This window comes from Streptomyces sp. NPDC050548 (genome assembly GCF_044457385.1).
Lineage (GTDB): Bacteria > Actinomycetota > Actinomycetes > Streptomycetales > Streptomycetaceae > Streptomyces.
Genome location: NZ_JBITGV010000023.1, coordinates 30,277 through 45,059 on the forward strand (window position 1 = coordinate 30,277; position 14,783 = coordinate 45,059).

Sequence of the window (14,783 nt, forward strand, 5' to 3'; positions counted from 1 at the left end):
GCCGTATGAGCCGTGTCGCCGAGGGCGTCTCCCCGCTCGAACTCTCCGACTACCAGAAGGCGGTACGGCTCGTCCTGCGGCACCCCCTGGTCACGTCCGGGTACCCGGACAGGGCGGCGCTGGCGACCGTGCGCCGCTGGGCCGATCAGCTGCGCACCGACCTGATGGAGGTCCTCGGCTACCGGCTCGTCACCACCGCCGACACGGCCCGCCTCCAGCGCGCCCAGGACGGTCTGGATGCCACCCGCCCGGCCCTCACCCGCGCGGGACGCCCTTTCGACCGCCGTCGCTACGCCTACCTCGTCCTCACCCTCGCGGCCCTCGGCCGCCACGGCGCGCAGGTGGCGCTGGGCGAACTGGCCGACGCGGTCGCCGCCGACGCCGTACGCATCGACGGGCTCGGCCTCGACACCGCCCGCAAACCCGACCGGGACGCCTTCGTCGACGCCGTCACCTGGCTCACCGAACGCGGCGCGCTCACCCTCGCCGACGGCTCCGCCACCGCCTGGGCCGGCGATCCCGAGCGTGCCGAGGCCCTGTACGACATCGACCGCGAGATCCTCCTCGCCGTCCACCACCCGACCCGCGTGCTCCAGCACCTGACCTCGGTCACCTCGCTCCTCGACTCCTCCGGCGCGCTGGGTCTGTCCGCGGGCCGTGCCGCCCAGCGCCGTGACCAGGCCCGCCGGGCCCGCCGCCTCGTGCTGGAGAACCCGGTCGCGTACTACGCCGACGCCGATGCCGAACTCCTGGGCCAGCTGCGGGCCCCGGCCCTCGCCGAGGACCTGGAGCGGCTGACCGGGCTGGCGGTGGAGCGGCGGGCCGAGGGCGTGGCGCTCGTCGACACCTCCGGCAGGCTGTCCGACGTCCGTTTCCCCGGCGGCGGTACGGTCGCGCAGGCCGCGCTGTTGCTCGCCGCTCGGATCAGCGCCGCCGTGCAGCGTTCCGGACGGCACGCCCTCGAACTGCTGCCCGCACCCACGGCCGCCGAACGCCTTGCGGCCCGCGCCCGGCGGATCGATGGCGCGCTGCCGTCGCGTGGGACGGTCACCGAACTCACCGAACTCACCGAACTCGCCGAGCCCGATGAGGAGTCGGCGTACGAGACGGTCGTCGACGCGGATCACGAGCCGGGCGAGACCCGGTACCCCTTCGTCACGGACTCCTGGCTCCGGGGCAGGCTCAAGGAGATCGTCGGCGAGTACGGCGCGGGCTTCGCCGCCGATCTGCGCGGCGACCCGGACCGGCTGCTCGACCAGGCTCTCGACCTGCTGGCCGCCATGTTGCTGATCGTCCGGGTCGACGGCGGTGCCCTCGCGCTGCCTCTGCTTGCCCGTTACCGAGGGGTCACCGCCCGGGTGAAGACCCGTACGGTCCCCCGACCACCCGCCCAGACCGCCCTGTTCGACGACGAAACCGCCAAGGACCCGACTCCGTGAGCACTCCCGCTCCCACACCGGCAGCCCGCTACGTCCCCACCCGTGCCGGGATCATCAACCTGTGGGACTACCGGGACGAGGAGTTCTCCTTCGCGGGCGGCTGGTTGGTGCTGCGCGGGCCGAACGGGTCCGGCAAGACCAAGGCCCTCGAAGTCCTCTTCCCCTTCGTTCTCGACGGGCGCATCGATCCCAAGCGGCTCAACCCGTTCGCCGCCGAGGACCGCACGATGAAGTCCAACCTGCTCTTCCGCGGGCAGGACAGCGCGCTCGGCTACGTCTGGATCGAGTTCACCCACCGCGAGACCGGCGAGGCCGTCACCTGCGGCATCGGGCTGCACGCCCAGCGGCACCGCGACACACCCGCCCGCTGGCACTTCGTCGCCGAAGGCCGCGTCGGCGAGGACTTCTCCCTCCTCACCCACGACGACCGGCCGATGACGAGGAAACAGCTCGCCGCCGAGCTCGGACGCGAGCTGATCGCATCCACGGCCGACTACCGCGCCGCCGTCGACCAGCGTCTGTTCGGCCTCGGCCGGGAGCGGTACGAGCAACTGCTCACCCTGATCCTCACCCTGCGCCGCCCGCAGCTCGCCAAGAACCTCGACCCGGCCAAGCTCTCCGACACCCTCACCGCGGGCCTGCGCCCGCTCGACGACGACCTGATCGCCGAGGCGGCCCGATCCTTCGACGACATGGAGTCCGTGCAGCGCACCCTGGAGGGACTGGCCGCCGCCGACGACGCCACCCGCGCCTTCCTCGCGAGCTACTCCACCTATCTGCGGGTCCACGCCCGCACCGCCGCGGACCGGCTCACCGCCCGCCGCGCCGAGACCGCCGAGCGTGCCGCCACCCTGCGCACCGCCGCGGCGGACCTGACGGCGGCCCGCGAGGCGCAGGCCGCCGCCGAGACGCGCGCCGAGTCGGCCGATGCCTCGCTCGCCTCCCAGCGCGCCCGCCTGGACCAGCTGCGTTCCTCCGCCGCCTACCAGGCCGTCGAGCAACTGGCCGACCTGGAGCGGCTGGTGCGCACCTGCGAGCAGACCGCCCGGCAGGCGAGTGCCGAGCGTGAGCGCCGTACGGCAGCCACCGGCCGCGCCCGCGCCGAGGCCGAACACGCCGCCCGGATCGCCGCCGAACTCGACGCCGCGGTCTCCCGCGACGCCGCCACCGTCGCCGACCACGCCCAGACCGCCGGCCTCGCCTGGACCCCGGCTGACGCCGCGCCCGCACGGCTCGCCGACCGCTCAACCGCGCTCGCCGCGGCCCGCCACGAGGGCGTCCGGGCCGTGCGCGCCGCCCAGCAGACGGCACGCGGCGCCGAGCAGACCCGCGACCTGGCCCGGGTCTCCCTCGACCGCGCGCAGGAGGCCGTCGCCGCGGCCGAGACCGCCGAGACCGTTGCCGAGGTGGCCCTCGAATCCGCCCGCGAAGAAGCCCGCACGGTGCTCGGCCGGTGGACGGAAGTACACGGCACGCTCCTGGCCGAGGAGGGTGCCCGCCGGCTCGCGGAAGCCCTCGCACTCACCGGCGAGGCCGACGCGGTCACGCCCGCCGACGCCTTCAGCGAGGCCACCGCTCCCGCCGTCCAGGAACTGCGCGACACCCTCGCCTCCCTGCGCGCCCGGCGCACGGATGTCGAGCGCCGCCGCGCCGAGACGGAGGCCGAGCGCGACCGGATCGCCGCCGAGCACGACGACGCCCCGCCCCCGGCCCGTGGCCGAATCGCCGAGAGGGCGTCCGGTGACGGTGTGCCCCTGTGGCGACTCGTCGCTTTCGAGCGCGAACTGACCGAACGCCAATGTGCGGATCTGGAAGGGGCGTTGGAGGCATCCGGCCTCCTCGACGCCCTGGTCACCGCCGAGGACATCCCTGTGGTGGCCGGGCACAGCGAGGGCTACCTCCGGGCCGGTGCCCCGGTCAACGGACCGAGCCTCGCCGACCTCCTGCGACCCGAGGCCCCCGAGGGCGACGCCGTGATCCCGGCCGCCCGCATCACCGCCGTACTGCGCTCCGTCGCCGTCACCGGCGACCTCGACACCGGCATCCCGCACATCAGCCCCGACGGCCGGTACGCCGCAGGTGTCCTGGTCGGTGCCCACAGCAAGGAGCACGCTGAGTACGTCGGTGTGACCGCCCGTGCCCGGCGGCGCGCCGCCCGGATCGCCGCCTGCGAGACGCTCCTGGCCGAACTCTCCGACCAACTCGACGAGTTGGCGCGAGCACAGGCCCGTACGGACGCCGCCCTGGAGACGTACGCCGCCGCCCGCGCCGCCTTGCCCCGCACCACCGGCATCACCGAGGCGCTACGCGAACTGGACAGGGCCGCGGCGAGGCTGCGCGCCACCCGCGACGCCGCCGACGCCGCCCAGGGCTCGTACGACGAGTCGGTGGCTGCCTGCTCGGTCGCCGAGCGCGCCCTGCGCCGCACGGCGGCCGAGCACGCCATCGAGACGGACCGCGTCGACGCCGTCGAGACCGCCACCCGCGCCTTCGAGACGGCGGTCCGCGAGCTCGCCGCCCGCCGCCGCGAACACGCCCGCCAGACCGAGGCCGCCCAGGCGGGCGCCGACCGGCTCACCGCCGCCACCGAGGACGAGGAGGCGGCGGTGGACACCGAACGCGCGACGCGCCGTCGGCACGCGGAGGAGGCCGCGGGACTCGACGCCCTCCAAGCGGCCGTCGGAGCCGAGGCCCAGGAGGTGATGCGCCAGGTGCAGGAGGCCGAGGACGGGATCGACGCCCTGGCCCGGGAGGCCGAGGCGGCCCGCACCGCCCAGCACACCGCGATCGCGGGCACCGCCTCGGCCGAGGCCCGCCGTACGGCCGCCGCCGAGGCCGGGGCGGTCGCCGCGGCGGAGGAGAAGGACACCGCCCGCGGCCTGCGCCCGTACGCCGCCCGCGAACTCCTCGACATCCTGCGCTGCCCGCCCGGCCTCGCCTGGCCCGCCCAGGAGGCCGACTGGGCCGGCGAGGCACTCCCGTCGGCCGTGGTCGCCGTACACGAGGCGATCCTGGCCGCGACCCGCGACCTCACCCCCACCGAGACCAGCCTCAAGCAGTCCGTCACCCGGCTCACCAAGGCCCTGGACGACCTCCAGGCACAACTCGCCGCCGCCGGACAGGACTACCGGCCCGAATGGGACGGCTCCGACGGGATCATCGTCGTACGCGTGGCCGACGAGGAGGGTCCGCTGCCCGTCGCCGCCTTCGCCCAGAAGATCTCCGCCCACCGCCGTGACCAGGCCGAACTGCTCTCCGAGTCCGAGCAGCGCATCCTGGAGGACGCCCTGCTCACCCGGCTCGCCCAGCAGATCCACGACCGCACCGTCGACGCCCGTGACCTGATCAGACGCATGAACACCGACATGCGCAGGCGGACGATGTCATCGGGGACGACGGTCGGTGTGAGTTGGCTGCTCGCCGACCATCTCGACGACGAGCAGCGCACCGTCTGCGCCCTCCTCGACGCCGACGCCGCCCGCCTCGGCCCCGAGGGACTCGTCCGGGTGCGCGTTCACTTCGCCGCGCAGATCAAGACCGCCCGTGCCCGTCACCGCGACCAGCCCTACCGGGAGTTGCTGGCCGAGGTCCTCGACTACCGGCGCTGGCGGCAGTTCGCGTTCCAGCTGGTCCGGCCCGACAAGAGCGAGGAGAGGCTCACCCGCGCCCGGCACAGCCGGCTGTCGGGCGGTGAGCAGTCCGTGTCGCTGCACCTGCCACTGTTCGCCGCCGCGCACGCCATGCTCAACTCGGCCGACCCGCACGCCCCGCGCCTGCTCGCCCTCGACGAGGCGTTCGCGGGCGTGGACGACACCGGGCGCGGCGAACTCATGTCGCTGGCCGCCCAGTTCGACCTCGACCTGTTCATGACCGGCTACGACCTGTGGGCCGCCCACGCCTCCGTGTCCGCCGCGGCCCACTACGACCTCGCGCACACCGCCGTCGACCACACCGTCTCCGCGCTGCTGCTCGTCTGGGACGGCGACCGGCTCCTCGCCGACGACACCGGCGATCTCACCGCCGCCCTCGGCTCGCCCGGCACCCGGCGCGTCCCGGCACTACTGCCCGAGGAGGCCGAGATTGCCGGCTGAGCGGGGTGTGTACGACGAGTTGCAGGGTGAGGGATGGACACGGCTGCTCGCCGCTGCCCGCCGCAGGCTGGAGCGCACCGGCGGCGCCCTCGACGGCGACATCGGGCTCGCGGCGCCCAGCGAGGCCGAGCGCCGCACCGTCATCGGCGTCACCGGCCGCTACCGGCCCGAGACCGCGAGGCGCCTCGCGGTACCCCTGCGCGAGCTGGACGGATATCTGTACGACCGTTTCGGCACCGGTCTCCTGACGACCCTCGGCCGGCTCCACGGCCCGCTGCGCGACCGGCCGGCCGAACGGGCCGACGAGGACGCACACCGCGAACAGGCCCTGAAGTCCGCCCACTTGAGCCGGCTTGCCGGGCAGGGATGGTTCGCGGCCTGGCTGGATCGGATCGCCGCCGACGGCACCCTCACCCGTCTCGTACGCCGTGGGGACGCGCCCCTCCTCGACGCGGCGGTGCGCGTCCTGGAAAGGCTGACCGGTGACGAGGACCGGATCCCCGGACACGCGGTCGGTGCCCTGCCGCTTCCGGTGCTCGCCGAGTGGGCCACCGGCGACACCAAGGCCCTCGTGCCTGGCACCCCGCTCGAACAACTCGTCCTGCGTGCCCTCGCCCGGCGCACCGGCGACAGTGCGGTCGTACCGCGCGACCGGGTCGGGCGGCGCGCCCTGTGGGAGAGCGCCGGCGCCATCGCGGACGACCTCGCCAGCCAGGTCCTCGTCCTCAACATCGGCGCCAGGGGTGACACCGTCGTCTGCGACTGGCTGCGCGACGCCGCCGACTTCGGCATCCCCTTCAGGCTCACCCTCCACCAGCTCACCACCGCCCCCGTCGTCCCCGCCGACCGCACGATCTTCGTCTGTGAGAACCCGGCCGTCCTGCGCGCCGCCGCCGGTGAGCTCCAGGGCACCGCCGCAGCCCTCGTGTGCACGGAGGGCGTCCCGTCCGCAGCCTGCCAGAAGCTGCTCGGCGACGCCGTGGGCGCGGGAGCACGGCTGCACTGGCGCGCCGACTTCGACTGGGTCGGCCTGCGTATCACCGCGGACGCCGTGGCCCGCCACGCTGCCCACCCCTGGCGGATGGCCGCCACCGACTACAGGGCGGCACTCGGCAAGGGCGAGTCCACGCCGCTCGCGGGACCCCCTGCGGCCAGCCCCTGGGATCCCGCGCTGGCCATCGTGATGGAGGAATCGGGCAGCGCGGTCATGGAGGAACGTCTCCTGTCCGTACTCCTGTCTGACCTCACCGGTGCCTGACTTGGGTGTGGAACCGCTCAGCAGTGATGTCGACGATCACGTCCTCGCCGAGCGGCTGCCGGGTGCGTCTTCTCAGCGGGTGCCGGTCTCCGGGTCCGGCAGGGGGAGTTCGTCGAGATCGAGGGTGAAGGTGCGGCCGTCGGCGAGGGGGATGGGGAGTTTGCCCGTGCCGTACGCGCGCTTGAGCGCGGTGCTGTAGCCGCTTGCCGTGGGATCGGTGTGCAGGACGACTTCCCGGGCGTAGGGGTCCACGACCAGGTAGACGGGGATGCCGTAACGGCCGTACTTCGCGGTGCAGTCGTCGTAGTCCTTGCGCGCTGAGGAGGTCGAGACGACCTCGGAGATCAGCAGGACGTCCGCGAAGCTGTACCGCTTGCCCGCCTTGCGCGCGTCCTCGCGCAGGATGGCCAGGTCGGGGGCCGAGTTCTCGTCGGCCGGGAAGTCGATGTAGACGTCAGAGGTGACCTTCGCATGACGGCCGAGGGCGAGAGAGTCGATCTGCATCGACTTGATCGTGCTGGAGTGCTCTTCGCTCCGCGGGGTCATGATGATCTTTCCGTCGGCGCCGAAGAACACCACGTATCCTGCGGGGAACTCGGTGTGTGTGATCGCGTCGACGCTCATGGACGGTGCTCCTTCCCGTGTGCCGTCATGATAATGCTGGCAGAGCCGTCCCAGGGGGGACACCCGTGGCCTGTGCGCACATCGCAGGGGGGAACCCGTCCGTCGTACGACTGGGTGTTGTGAGGCTGGGCGTGCGCTGGGCGAGTAAGTGACTGGCGCGGGCCGCCCACCAGGCGCGATCAGATCATGCACCGGTCACTACCTGAGGCAGACCGCGTCCCGGGCATCAAGATCACGATCTACGGCTGGGAGTGGTCGGTGGCGGTGGCCTTGCTGTCCGGTGGATGGGGGCTTGTCCGAGTCCGACAACTCGCCGATTCGAGCCCCGTCGCTTCGGGAGAGTCCGATCCGGTGGCCGCTCGGTGGCCGGACGCCCTTGGACGGGACAGTACGGGGTAGCAGGGGGCAACCTGCCGTAAGCACTCTGACCAGTCATGACGTCACTCGACGGCATCACGCGGTGTCCGGCAACACGATCCCTCACGGTCTCGTAATGCGTAGGTCTCGGGTTCGAATCCCGAAGGCGGCTCTGCCGAAGCCTCAGGATTCACTCGCCGTGACCTGGGGCTTTTGCTTTGGGTGGGTTTCCGGTCGACGGCGCCACCGGCGCGGGGGTGCGCGTCTGTGTCCTGGACAGCGGGGTTCCGGTAGTTGTCAAGTCAAATGAGACGTTCACGGTGCTATGAACCTTGTGGTTCGGTTTCCCTGCGTTTTGCCGGGTCGTTGATCCAGACCTGGCCGGGTATCCGGGGTGGTCTCGGTCGGCGGGCGAAGCGTTGGGGGTGGCGCTCGTATGCCTCGGCGAGCGCGATGGCCCGCTGGTCGCGGACCTCCTCGGCGGTGCCGAAGTGGACGGAGGCGGGGGTGTGCAGGCCGATCCCGGAGTGTCTGTGGTCATGGTTGTAGTAGGCGATGAACGCGTCCATCCACTCCCGGGCATGGGGCAGCGAATCGAACCGTTCCGGATAGTCGGCGGTGTACTTCGTGGTCCTGAACTGGCTTTCCGAGTACGGATTGTCGTTGCTGACCCTGGGGCGTGAGTGACTCCTGGTGACACCGAGGTCGATCAGCAGCTGGGAGACCTTCTTGCTGGTCATTGAGGTGCCGCGATCCGCGTGCACGGTCTCGGGGACGATGCCGTTGCGCTCGATGGTCTCGCGGATCAACTCCTCGGCCCGTCCCGCCGATTCGGCCCGCTCGACGGTGTGGCCGACGACGTAGCGGCTGAAGATGTCGATGATGACGTAGGCGTGATACCAGATCCCCTTGACCGGGCCGGGCAGCTTGGTGATGTCCCAGGTGAAGACCTGCGACGGCCCGGTGGCGACCAGTTCGGGGATCGTCCGTGGCGGGTGGGCGGCCTGGCGGCGGCGTTCGCCGTTCTGCCCGGCGGCGGACAGGATCCGGTACATCGTCCGCTGCGAGCACCAGTAGTTGCCCGCGTCCAGCTCACGCGCCCAGACCTGCGCGGGCGGCAGGTCGACGTACTCCGGCCGGTTCAGCAGCGCCAGGATCTCGGCCCGCTCGGCCGGCGAGAGGGCCGAGGCGGGCGCAGGTCTCGGGGACGGTGCGGGCTTCGGCACCGGGTTGATGCGGCGGTAGTGGGTGGCGCGTGAGCGTCCGGTCAGCCGGCAGGCCGCCGCAATGCCCAACTGGCCCTGGACGCCCGCGAAAGCCTCATCGATCACGGGCACGGCGGCATGCTTCAGTCCGCGCTCTCGGAGAGCAGTTCCAAGAGCGCGTTGGCTTTTCCCATGACCTCCAGCGCGGCATCGCGGCGGGCCAGGTCCTTCTCCAGGCGGGCGACCTTCTTGCGCAGCCGCTCCAACTCGGCCTGCTCGGCCGCCTTCCTCGGCCGCACCGCCGAGGTCCGCCGGTCGGTCAGCGCGTCGAGTGCGCCGGCCTCACGGGCCTGGCGCCACTCGATGATGTGCGAGTGGTAGAGCCGCTCACGGCGCAGGACCGCGCCCTTCTCGCCCGGCGGAGCGGCGTCGTACTCGGCGACGATTCGCAGCTTGTACTCCGCGGGGAACGTCCGCCGCTTCGGCTTCGGCGCCGGATCGTCGCCGCCAGTGCTAGGTATCGGGGTGGTGCTGGCCATGCTGAGGGGATCTCCTGTCTCGTCCATCCAGACTAACCCGACAAAACGGGTGTCTCAGCCGAGACTGTCAGAGAGGGTTCAGCCGGACCATCCCCTGGTGAGCGGATGGTTGTCGAGTGAGGGGGGAAGAGTGCCGGGCCGCCGGTCACAGTCGTTCGGCCTTCGATCTCGACTTCGCCTTTGCCGTTCTGCTGATCCAGGACTGGCACCACCATTGGGCGAGTCCGCCCACGGCGAGGGACACGAGGATTGCTCCCCAGTCGATGACGTGCGGCAGCCCAGGGAAGAAGGCGAAGAAGGCGAGCGAGACGACGAGTCCGGAGAGGAACGCGGCGACGCGTTCCGCCGACGTAAAGGCGGGCGCATGCCTTTCCGTAACGAGGCAGCGTCTTAGGAGAGTTGTTCCGCATCGGGTCGATCTTGCACTCGGTGTGTGTCGCCGCGCGACGTGGGTAGGTCCGTCCGGTTCTCACTGCCGGAGCTGATCTTCCGGCCGCTGCCTCGGATGATGTGTGTGAAGAGTTCCCGGCGGCCGCCGGAGCGGTGGTGAGGCGTGTGGCGTACCGCATGACCAAGGCAGTCCCTTTCCGGTGGTCCGGCTGACCGGAAGAAGCGTTCGTCCTCGTGGAGGGTTCCGTGCGGGCCGCGTCGAGCATGGTTGTTCTGATGGCCGATGTGGCTGGAAACGGGGTGTGGGGTGTGTCGTATGGCAGTTGAGGGCGCTTGTCCCGAGTTGGTCCGCGACGAGGAGCCTTGGCGGTCTGTGGGGGACTGGAACGGTTACGCGCATGTGCGGGTGTGGCGGGTGGACGTGGGGCACGTCGTCGTGGTGCTCAGTGGGAAGGGTGCCGAGTACCACCCGGAGGCGCTGCTTCCGCTGTTGCGGGCCGAATACCCGGACGACATCGTCGAGTTCTACTTCCACCGGCCGATGGACTGGATGGCCCTGGGCTACTACGCGGAGCTGACGTCGAACGACGACGGGACGGTGACCGTCACCCACATCGCGGGGGACGCGCCGGCCGCCCGTCTCGGGCCCGCCCTGTACGCGACCGAGGATCCGGACGACCACTCGACCGGCTACGGCGGCGCCTGAGCCCCCGCCCGCCGCTCCCCGCCCCTCGCCCCCGCGTGGTCAGCGCGTCGCGTCCGGGCGGTTGCCGCGGGTCAGCGCACGGGCGCACCAGCCGATGATCGACGCGTTGACCAGCGCGCCGAGGACGACCGCGACGATCAACACCGCGGCGCCGCCCGGCAGTGCGAGCAGGACGAGGCTGGCCGGGGCGGTGGCCATGAGGGGGACGACGACGGCCATGGCCCCGTCGGAGTCGTCGGGGATGTTGACGGCGATCGCCCAGAGGAGCAGCACCGCGCAGAGCGCGAGGTAGGAGAGGGCGAAGGGGTTGCGGAGGTTCCGGCCCAGTCGGTGCAGAGGGGAACGGGCGGCGTGAGCATCGGTACCGGTCATGGAATGGGCTCCTGGCGAGAGGATGGGAAGAGGACGGGAAGAGAGACGAGAAGGAGACGAGAAGGGAACCTCAGAGGTGGTCCGCGCCCGGTGGGTTCGGGCGGGTGATGCCGAGGTCGTAGGCGAGGATCGTGGCCTGGACGCGGTCGCGCAGGCCGAGTTTGCGGAGCAGGGCGTTCACATGGGATTTGACGGTGCCGACGGTGATCCCCAACTCCCCGGCGATCTCCGCGTTGTTGAGGCCGGAGGCGAGCAGCCCGAGGACGTTGCGCTGGCTGTCGGTGAGGCTTTCGAGTTCGCGCGGGCCGGAACCGGGGGAGTCCGGACCGGAGTTGGAGCGGAATCCCGCCCCCGCCCCTGACGCGTAGTGGCCGATCAGGCGGCGGGTCGCCGACGGCGCGAGCACGCTCTCGCCGCTCGCCACCACCCGGATGCCGTCCAGGAGTTCGGACGCGTGCACGTCCTTGAGGAGGAAGCCGGAGGCTCCCGCGCGCAGGGCGTCGAAGACGTACGCGTCCAGGTCGAAGGTGGTCAGGACGAGGACTCGGGGTGCGTTCTCCTTTCCGGTGATGATCCTCGTCGCGGCGATACCGTCGAGTTCCGGCATCCGTACGTCCATCACGACCACGTCGGGGGCCAGTTCGGCGGCGAGCGTCACCGCGGTCGCGCCGTCCGCGGCCTCTCCTACGACGGTCATGTCCTCCTCGGCGTCGATCACGGCGGCGAAGCCCGCCCGGACGATGCCCTGGTCGTCGACGACCAGCACCCTGAGGCTCATCGTTGTCTCTCCTCGTCGTCCGGCACCGCGGTGAACGGCAGCCGGAGGTGGACCGTGCCCGGCGGGCGGCCGGTCGTCAGGGTCCCGCCGAGCGGCGCGATCCGTGCCGTCAGCCGGTCCCGTACGGCGGGGTCGGCGGCGCGGGGCACACCGGTGGCCGTGATCGTCAACGTACCGTCGACCGCGTCGAGTTCGAGTGCGGCGGGTTCGGTGTCGCCGGTCGCGAGGAGGGCCTCGGCTACGTGGTACGCGGCGAGGTCTACCTCGGTGGGGAGGCGTTCCGGGACGCGGTCGGTGAGACGTATCTCCACGTCGCGGCCGGTGGCCCGGCACTGGTGGGCGAGCAGGTCGAGGGCCTGGAGGGTGGGCTGTGGGGTCAGTTCGGCGGCCGAGTCGCCGTCGCGGACCGCGTCCAGGAGGGCGCGCATCGCGGTGAGGGCCTCGCGGGCGCGGGTCGCTGTCGCGTCGAGCCGGCCCGCCTGGGCTTCCGCGATCATGTCGGCGGTGCGGGCCAGTACGGTGGATTCGAGGCCGGCGGCGATTCTGCGGCGTTCCGCCCAGGCGTCTCGTACGGCTTCCTCCGTCCAGGTGGCGAGGCGTTGGGTTTGGGACTCCTGGGTTGCCTTGTTGCGTCTGCCGAGCAGGGATCCGGCGTAGTGGGCCGCGCCAACTACCAGGGCGGTACCGGCAGTTGTGGCCAGAATCAGCGCCCAGCCAGGGATGGTTGTGTCGCGGTGCAGTACGGCGATCGTCAACGCTGTTGCGTGTGCGGCTGTTGCTGCAACTGGGAAGACAAAGAAGTGGACTTGAGGTCGTCGGTATGTGCGGGCCGGTGGGGGCTGGGCGCGCAGTTCCCCGCGCCCCTTAAGAACCAACAACGCCACGCAAGTTGCTACCCCACTCAGCGTCGGTGGCAGCCACACCGGGCCCGTGTAGTTCCCCACCTCCATCGCCACCGGCCACAACAACGCCAGGCCCAACAACGCACCCTGTGCGAGGACTCGCGCCCTGCGAAGCCACAACAGCGACACCGCCTGCGCCGCCGCCAGCAGGGCGAACAGCACGCCCGCCGAGACGTGATTGCCGGTCGGTGCCGACTCCGTTCGGACGATCAGGATCGGCAGCAGGGGCTGTACGCACAGGCCGAACGCGGCGACCACCTGGGCCACGCGGTAGCTCGGTGGGATCGACTCCTCGACCGGTCCGGAGGTGCGGCCGGGCAACGTCGCCCGTACCTCCCAGCCGCCCTCCGCCGTGGGGCCGGTGGTCAGGGTGCCGCCCGCCTCCCGGGCGCGGGAGCGGAGGAAGCCCTGGCCGCGGCCGCCGCCGAGGCCCGTGCCGTGGGCCGGGGTGCCGGCCGGTGGGGCCGCGCTGGTGATCACGACGTCGGTGCGGGTGTCGCCGTAGCGGCAGAGCACCGTGGTGCGTGCGCCCGGCGCGTGGCGGGCCACGTTGGTCAGGGCCTCGCGGACGATGCCGTAGGCCGCGTCCGCGACGGCGCCGTCCGGAAGGGGGTCGATCTCGGCGTCCACCGGCTGGTCGAGGCGGCGGAAGCCGGCGATCAGGGCGCGCAACCGCTCCTCGGGGGAGGGGAGTTCCTCGCGTGAGGGGGCCGGGGCGCGTACCGCGCCGAGTGCGCGGGTGACCTCGCGGCCGGTCTCGGTCGCGAACTCCAGTGCCTCGGCGGCGAGTTCGGGTCGGCGGTCGCGCAGGCCGAGCGCGGCGCCGGCGGTGACGACCACGGCGGTGAGGTGGTGGGCGCTGACGTCGTGCAACTCCCGTTCCATACGGCGGCGTTCGGCCGCCGGGAGCCGGTGGCGTTCGGTCTCGGCGCGGTTCAGGAGGAGTTCGGCCGCTCGGCGGGTGCGACGGGTGCGCCGTACGAACATGCCCGCGCCGCACGCGGTGGCGTAGAGGAGGGCGGTCAGGACCAGGTCGAGGCCGTTGTTGTCGCTGAGGCCGTTCAGGTTGATGTTCTGGAGCAGCTGCCAGAGGGCGAGCGTGACCACGCACAGGACCGTGGTGAAGGTGTCGCGCTCGGCCGCCACCGAGAACAGGGCGAGTGCCACGCCCACGGTGCCGAAGAGCGCCATCGCCCCGGTGGGCAGCGGTCCCGCGCCCACCGCGCAGGCCGCGGCGACCACGACGAGGGTGGTCACCGGGCGGCTGCGGCGCAGCGCGAGCGCGGCCGTCACCGGTCCGGCGACCAGGGCGGCCACGAGCAGGTCGGCCGCGGTCGGCACGGTGCCGCGCAGCAGCGGAGCCCCCGGCCACACCAGGGCCTGGGCGCAGATCAGCAGGACCGGGAGCAGCCGGTCGTCGGTTCGTTTCATGACACTCAAAGGCTATGGGCGCAGGTGGGGGGCTTGGCTCAGGCTGAAGGGGGATTACGGCCCCGGGACTCTCTATCTCTGGTTCAAGGCGGCAACCGTCCTCCAGCCGGAGGACCGCGCCCCGCCCCGCTCCTAGGCTCGATCACATCGAGGGAAGCGGTCGACCACCGCCTCCCACACCACCCACACCACAAACAGGGGGATCTCCCATGTCCATGTCCAAGCGCGCTCTCGTCTCCTCGCTCGTCGGTGTCGCGGCGGTCGGCGGAGTCGTCGCCGCCGGTCTCGCCGCGTCGGCCGCCTCCACGCCCACCGAGCCGACCCTCACGAACGGCTCCGCCCACTACACCGCGCCGACCGCGAGTGCCGCCGGCTCCTTCACCTACACCGTGGACGTCACCGACGACTCGGGCATCCGTGGCCTCAAGGTCATCGCGTGGCCCGCGAGTTCGAAGCTGAACCCGACCAAGGCGGACCTCCGGTACGTCGACTCCGCCACGTGCAAGAAGACCTCGGGCGACACCTCGCGCTGCACCTACACCATCAAGGTCACCAAGAAGGAGGCGGACGACACGGCCAAGGGCACCTGGAACGTCTCGACGCTGGCCACGGCCAAGGACGGCGGCACGGCGTTCGTGTCCAAGGCCGCCACCTTCGAGGTCGCGGGCTGACCGTCACGTATACAGGTACG

9 protein-coding genes and 1 pseudogene are annotated in these 14,783 nt (G+C 71.8%); 5 read left to right on the forward strand and 5 right to left on the reverse strand.

From position 1 onward, the window contains the following. Window positions 1–5: 5 nt before the first annotated feature. Genes ACIBJH_RS41675 through ACIBJH_RS41685 form a run of 3 tightly spaced genes read left to right on the forward strand, consistent with a single transcriptional unit; the run spans window position 6 to window position 6,788 of the window. Window positions 6–1,439: a TIGR02678 family protein gene (locus tag ACIBJH_RS41675; protein ID WP_399122160.1), complete on the forward strand. Its 1,434-nt coding sequence runs from the start codon at window positions 6–8 to the stop codon at window positions 1,437–1,439. Further along, window positions 1,436–5,530: a TIGR02680 family protein gene (locus ACIBJH_RS41680; RefSeq protein WP_399122161.1), complete on the forward strand. Its 4,095-nt coding sequence runs from the start codon at window positions 1,436–1,438 to the stop codon at window positions 5,528–5,530. The genes ACIBJH_RS41675 and ACIBJH_RS41680 overlap by 4 nt, the downstream gene beginning before the upstream one ends. Then, window positions 5,520–6,788, forward strand: coding sequence for a TIGR02679 family protein (locus ACIBJH_RS41685; protein WP_399122162.1), 1,269 nt, complete (start codon window positions 5,520–5,522; stop codon window positions 6,786–6,788). The genes ACIBJH_RS41680 and ACIBJH_RS41685 overlap by 11 nt, the downstream gene beginning before the upstream one ends. A gap of 72 nt (window positions 6,789–6,860) precedes the next feature. On the opposite strand, the gene ACIBJH_RS41690 is transcribed toward ACIBJH_RS41685, so the two are convergent. After that, a complete protein-coding gene (locus ACIBJH_RS41690) occupies window positions 6,861–7,412 on the reverse strand; it encodes a Uma2 family endonuclease (RefSeq protein WP_399122163.1) in 552 nt (183 codons plus the stop codon). A gap of 680 nt (window positions 7,413–8,092) precedes the next feature. After that, window positions 8,093–9,513, reverse strand: a pseudogene (locus tag ACIBJH_RS41695) (IS3 family transposase). Window positions 9,514–10,219: 706 nt separating this feature from the next. Between ACIBJH_RS41695 and ACIBJH_RS41700 the strand changes: the two are divergent. Beyond that, a complete protein-coding gene (locus ACIBJH_RS41700; RefSeq protein ID WP_399122164.1) occupies window positions 10,220–10,609 on the forward strand; it encodes a hypothetical protein in 390 nt (129 codons plus the stop codon). 39 nt (window positions 10,610–10,648) lie between these two features. Here the strand turns inward: ACIBJH_RS41700 and ACIBJH_RS41705 are convergent, their stop codons facing one another. The 3 genes from ACIBJH_RS41705 to ACIBJH_RS41715 all read right to left on the reverse strand — a co-directional run bounded on the left by ACIBJH_RS41705 (window position 10,649) and on the right by ACIBJH_RS41715 (window position 14,092). After that, window positions 10,649–10,981: an SCO4225 family membrane protein gene (locus ACIBJH_RS41705; protein WP_399122165.1), complete on the reverse strand. Its 333-nt coding sequence runs from the start codon at window positions 10,979–10,981 to the stop codon at window positions 10,649–10,651. Between the two features lie 70 nt (window positions 10,982–11,051). Further along, on the reverse strand, window positions 11,052–11,759 hold the full coding sequence (locus ACIBJH_RS41710; protein ID WP_399122166.1) for a response regulator: 708 nt from the start codon (window positions 11,757–11,759) through the stop codon (window positions 11,052–11,054). After that, window positions 11,756–14,092 carry a histidine kinase gene (locus tag ACIBJH_RS41715; RefSeq protein ID WP_399122167.1) on the reverse strand — a complete coding sequence of 779 codons (2,337 nt, stop codon included), beginning with the start codon at window positions 14,090–14,092 and terminating at the stop codon, window positions 11,756–11,758. The genes ACIBJH_RS41710 and ACIBJH_RS41715 overlap by 4 nt, the downstream gene beginning before the upstream one ends. 209 nt (window positions 14,093–14,301) lie before the next feature. Between ACIBJH_RS41715 and ACIBJH_RS41720 the strand changes: the two genes are divergently transcribed. Next, window positions 14,302–14,763 (forward strand): DUF5707 domain-containing protein, encoded by a 462-nt coding sequence (locus ACIBJH_RS41720; RefSeq protein ID WP_399122168.1) that lies wholly within the window; start codon window positions 14,302–14,304, stop codon window positions 14,761–14,763. Window positions 14,764–14,783: the final 20 nt, after the last annotated feature.

Coding starts and splice junctions, on each gene's coding strand:
- ACIBJH_RS41675 (WP_399122160.1), top strand. CDS start 6: ATGAGCCGTGTCGCCGAGGGCGTCTCCCCGCTCGAACTCTCCGACTAC.
- ACIBJH_RS41690 (WP_399122163.1), bottom strand. CDS start 7,412: ATGAGCGTCGACGCGATCACACACACCGAGTTCCCCGCAGGATACGTG.
- ACIBJH_RS41700 (WP_399122164.1), top strand. CDS start 10,220: ATGGCAGTTGAGGGCGCTTGTCCCGAGTTGGTCCGCGACGAGGAGCCT.
- ACIBJH_RS41705 (WP_399122165.1), bottom strand. CDS start 10,981: ATGACCGGTACCGATGCTCACGCCGCCCGTTCCCCTCTGCACCGACTG.
- ACIBJH_RS41710 (WP_399122166.1), bottom strand. CDS start 11,759: ATGAGCCTCAGGGTGCTGGTCGTCGACGACCAGGGCATCGTCCGGGCG.
- ACIBJH_RS41715 (WP_399122167.1), bottom strand. CDS start 14,092: ATGAAACGAACCGACGACCGGCTGCTCCCGGTCCTGCTGATCTGCGCC.
- ACIBJH_RS41720 (WP_399122168.1), top strand. CDS start 14,302: ATGTCCATGTCCAAGCGCGCTCTCGTCTCCTCGCTCGTCGGTGTCGCG.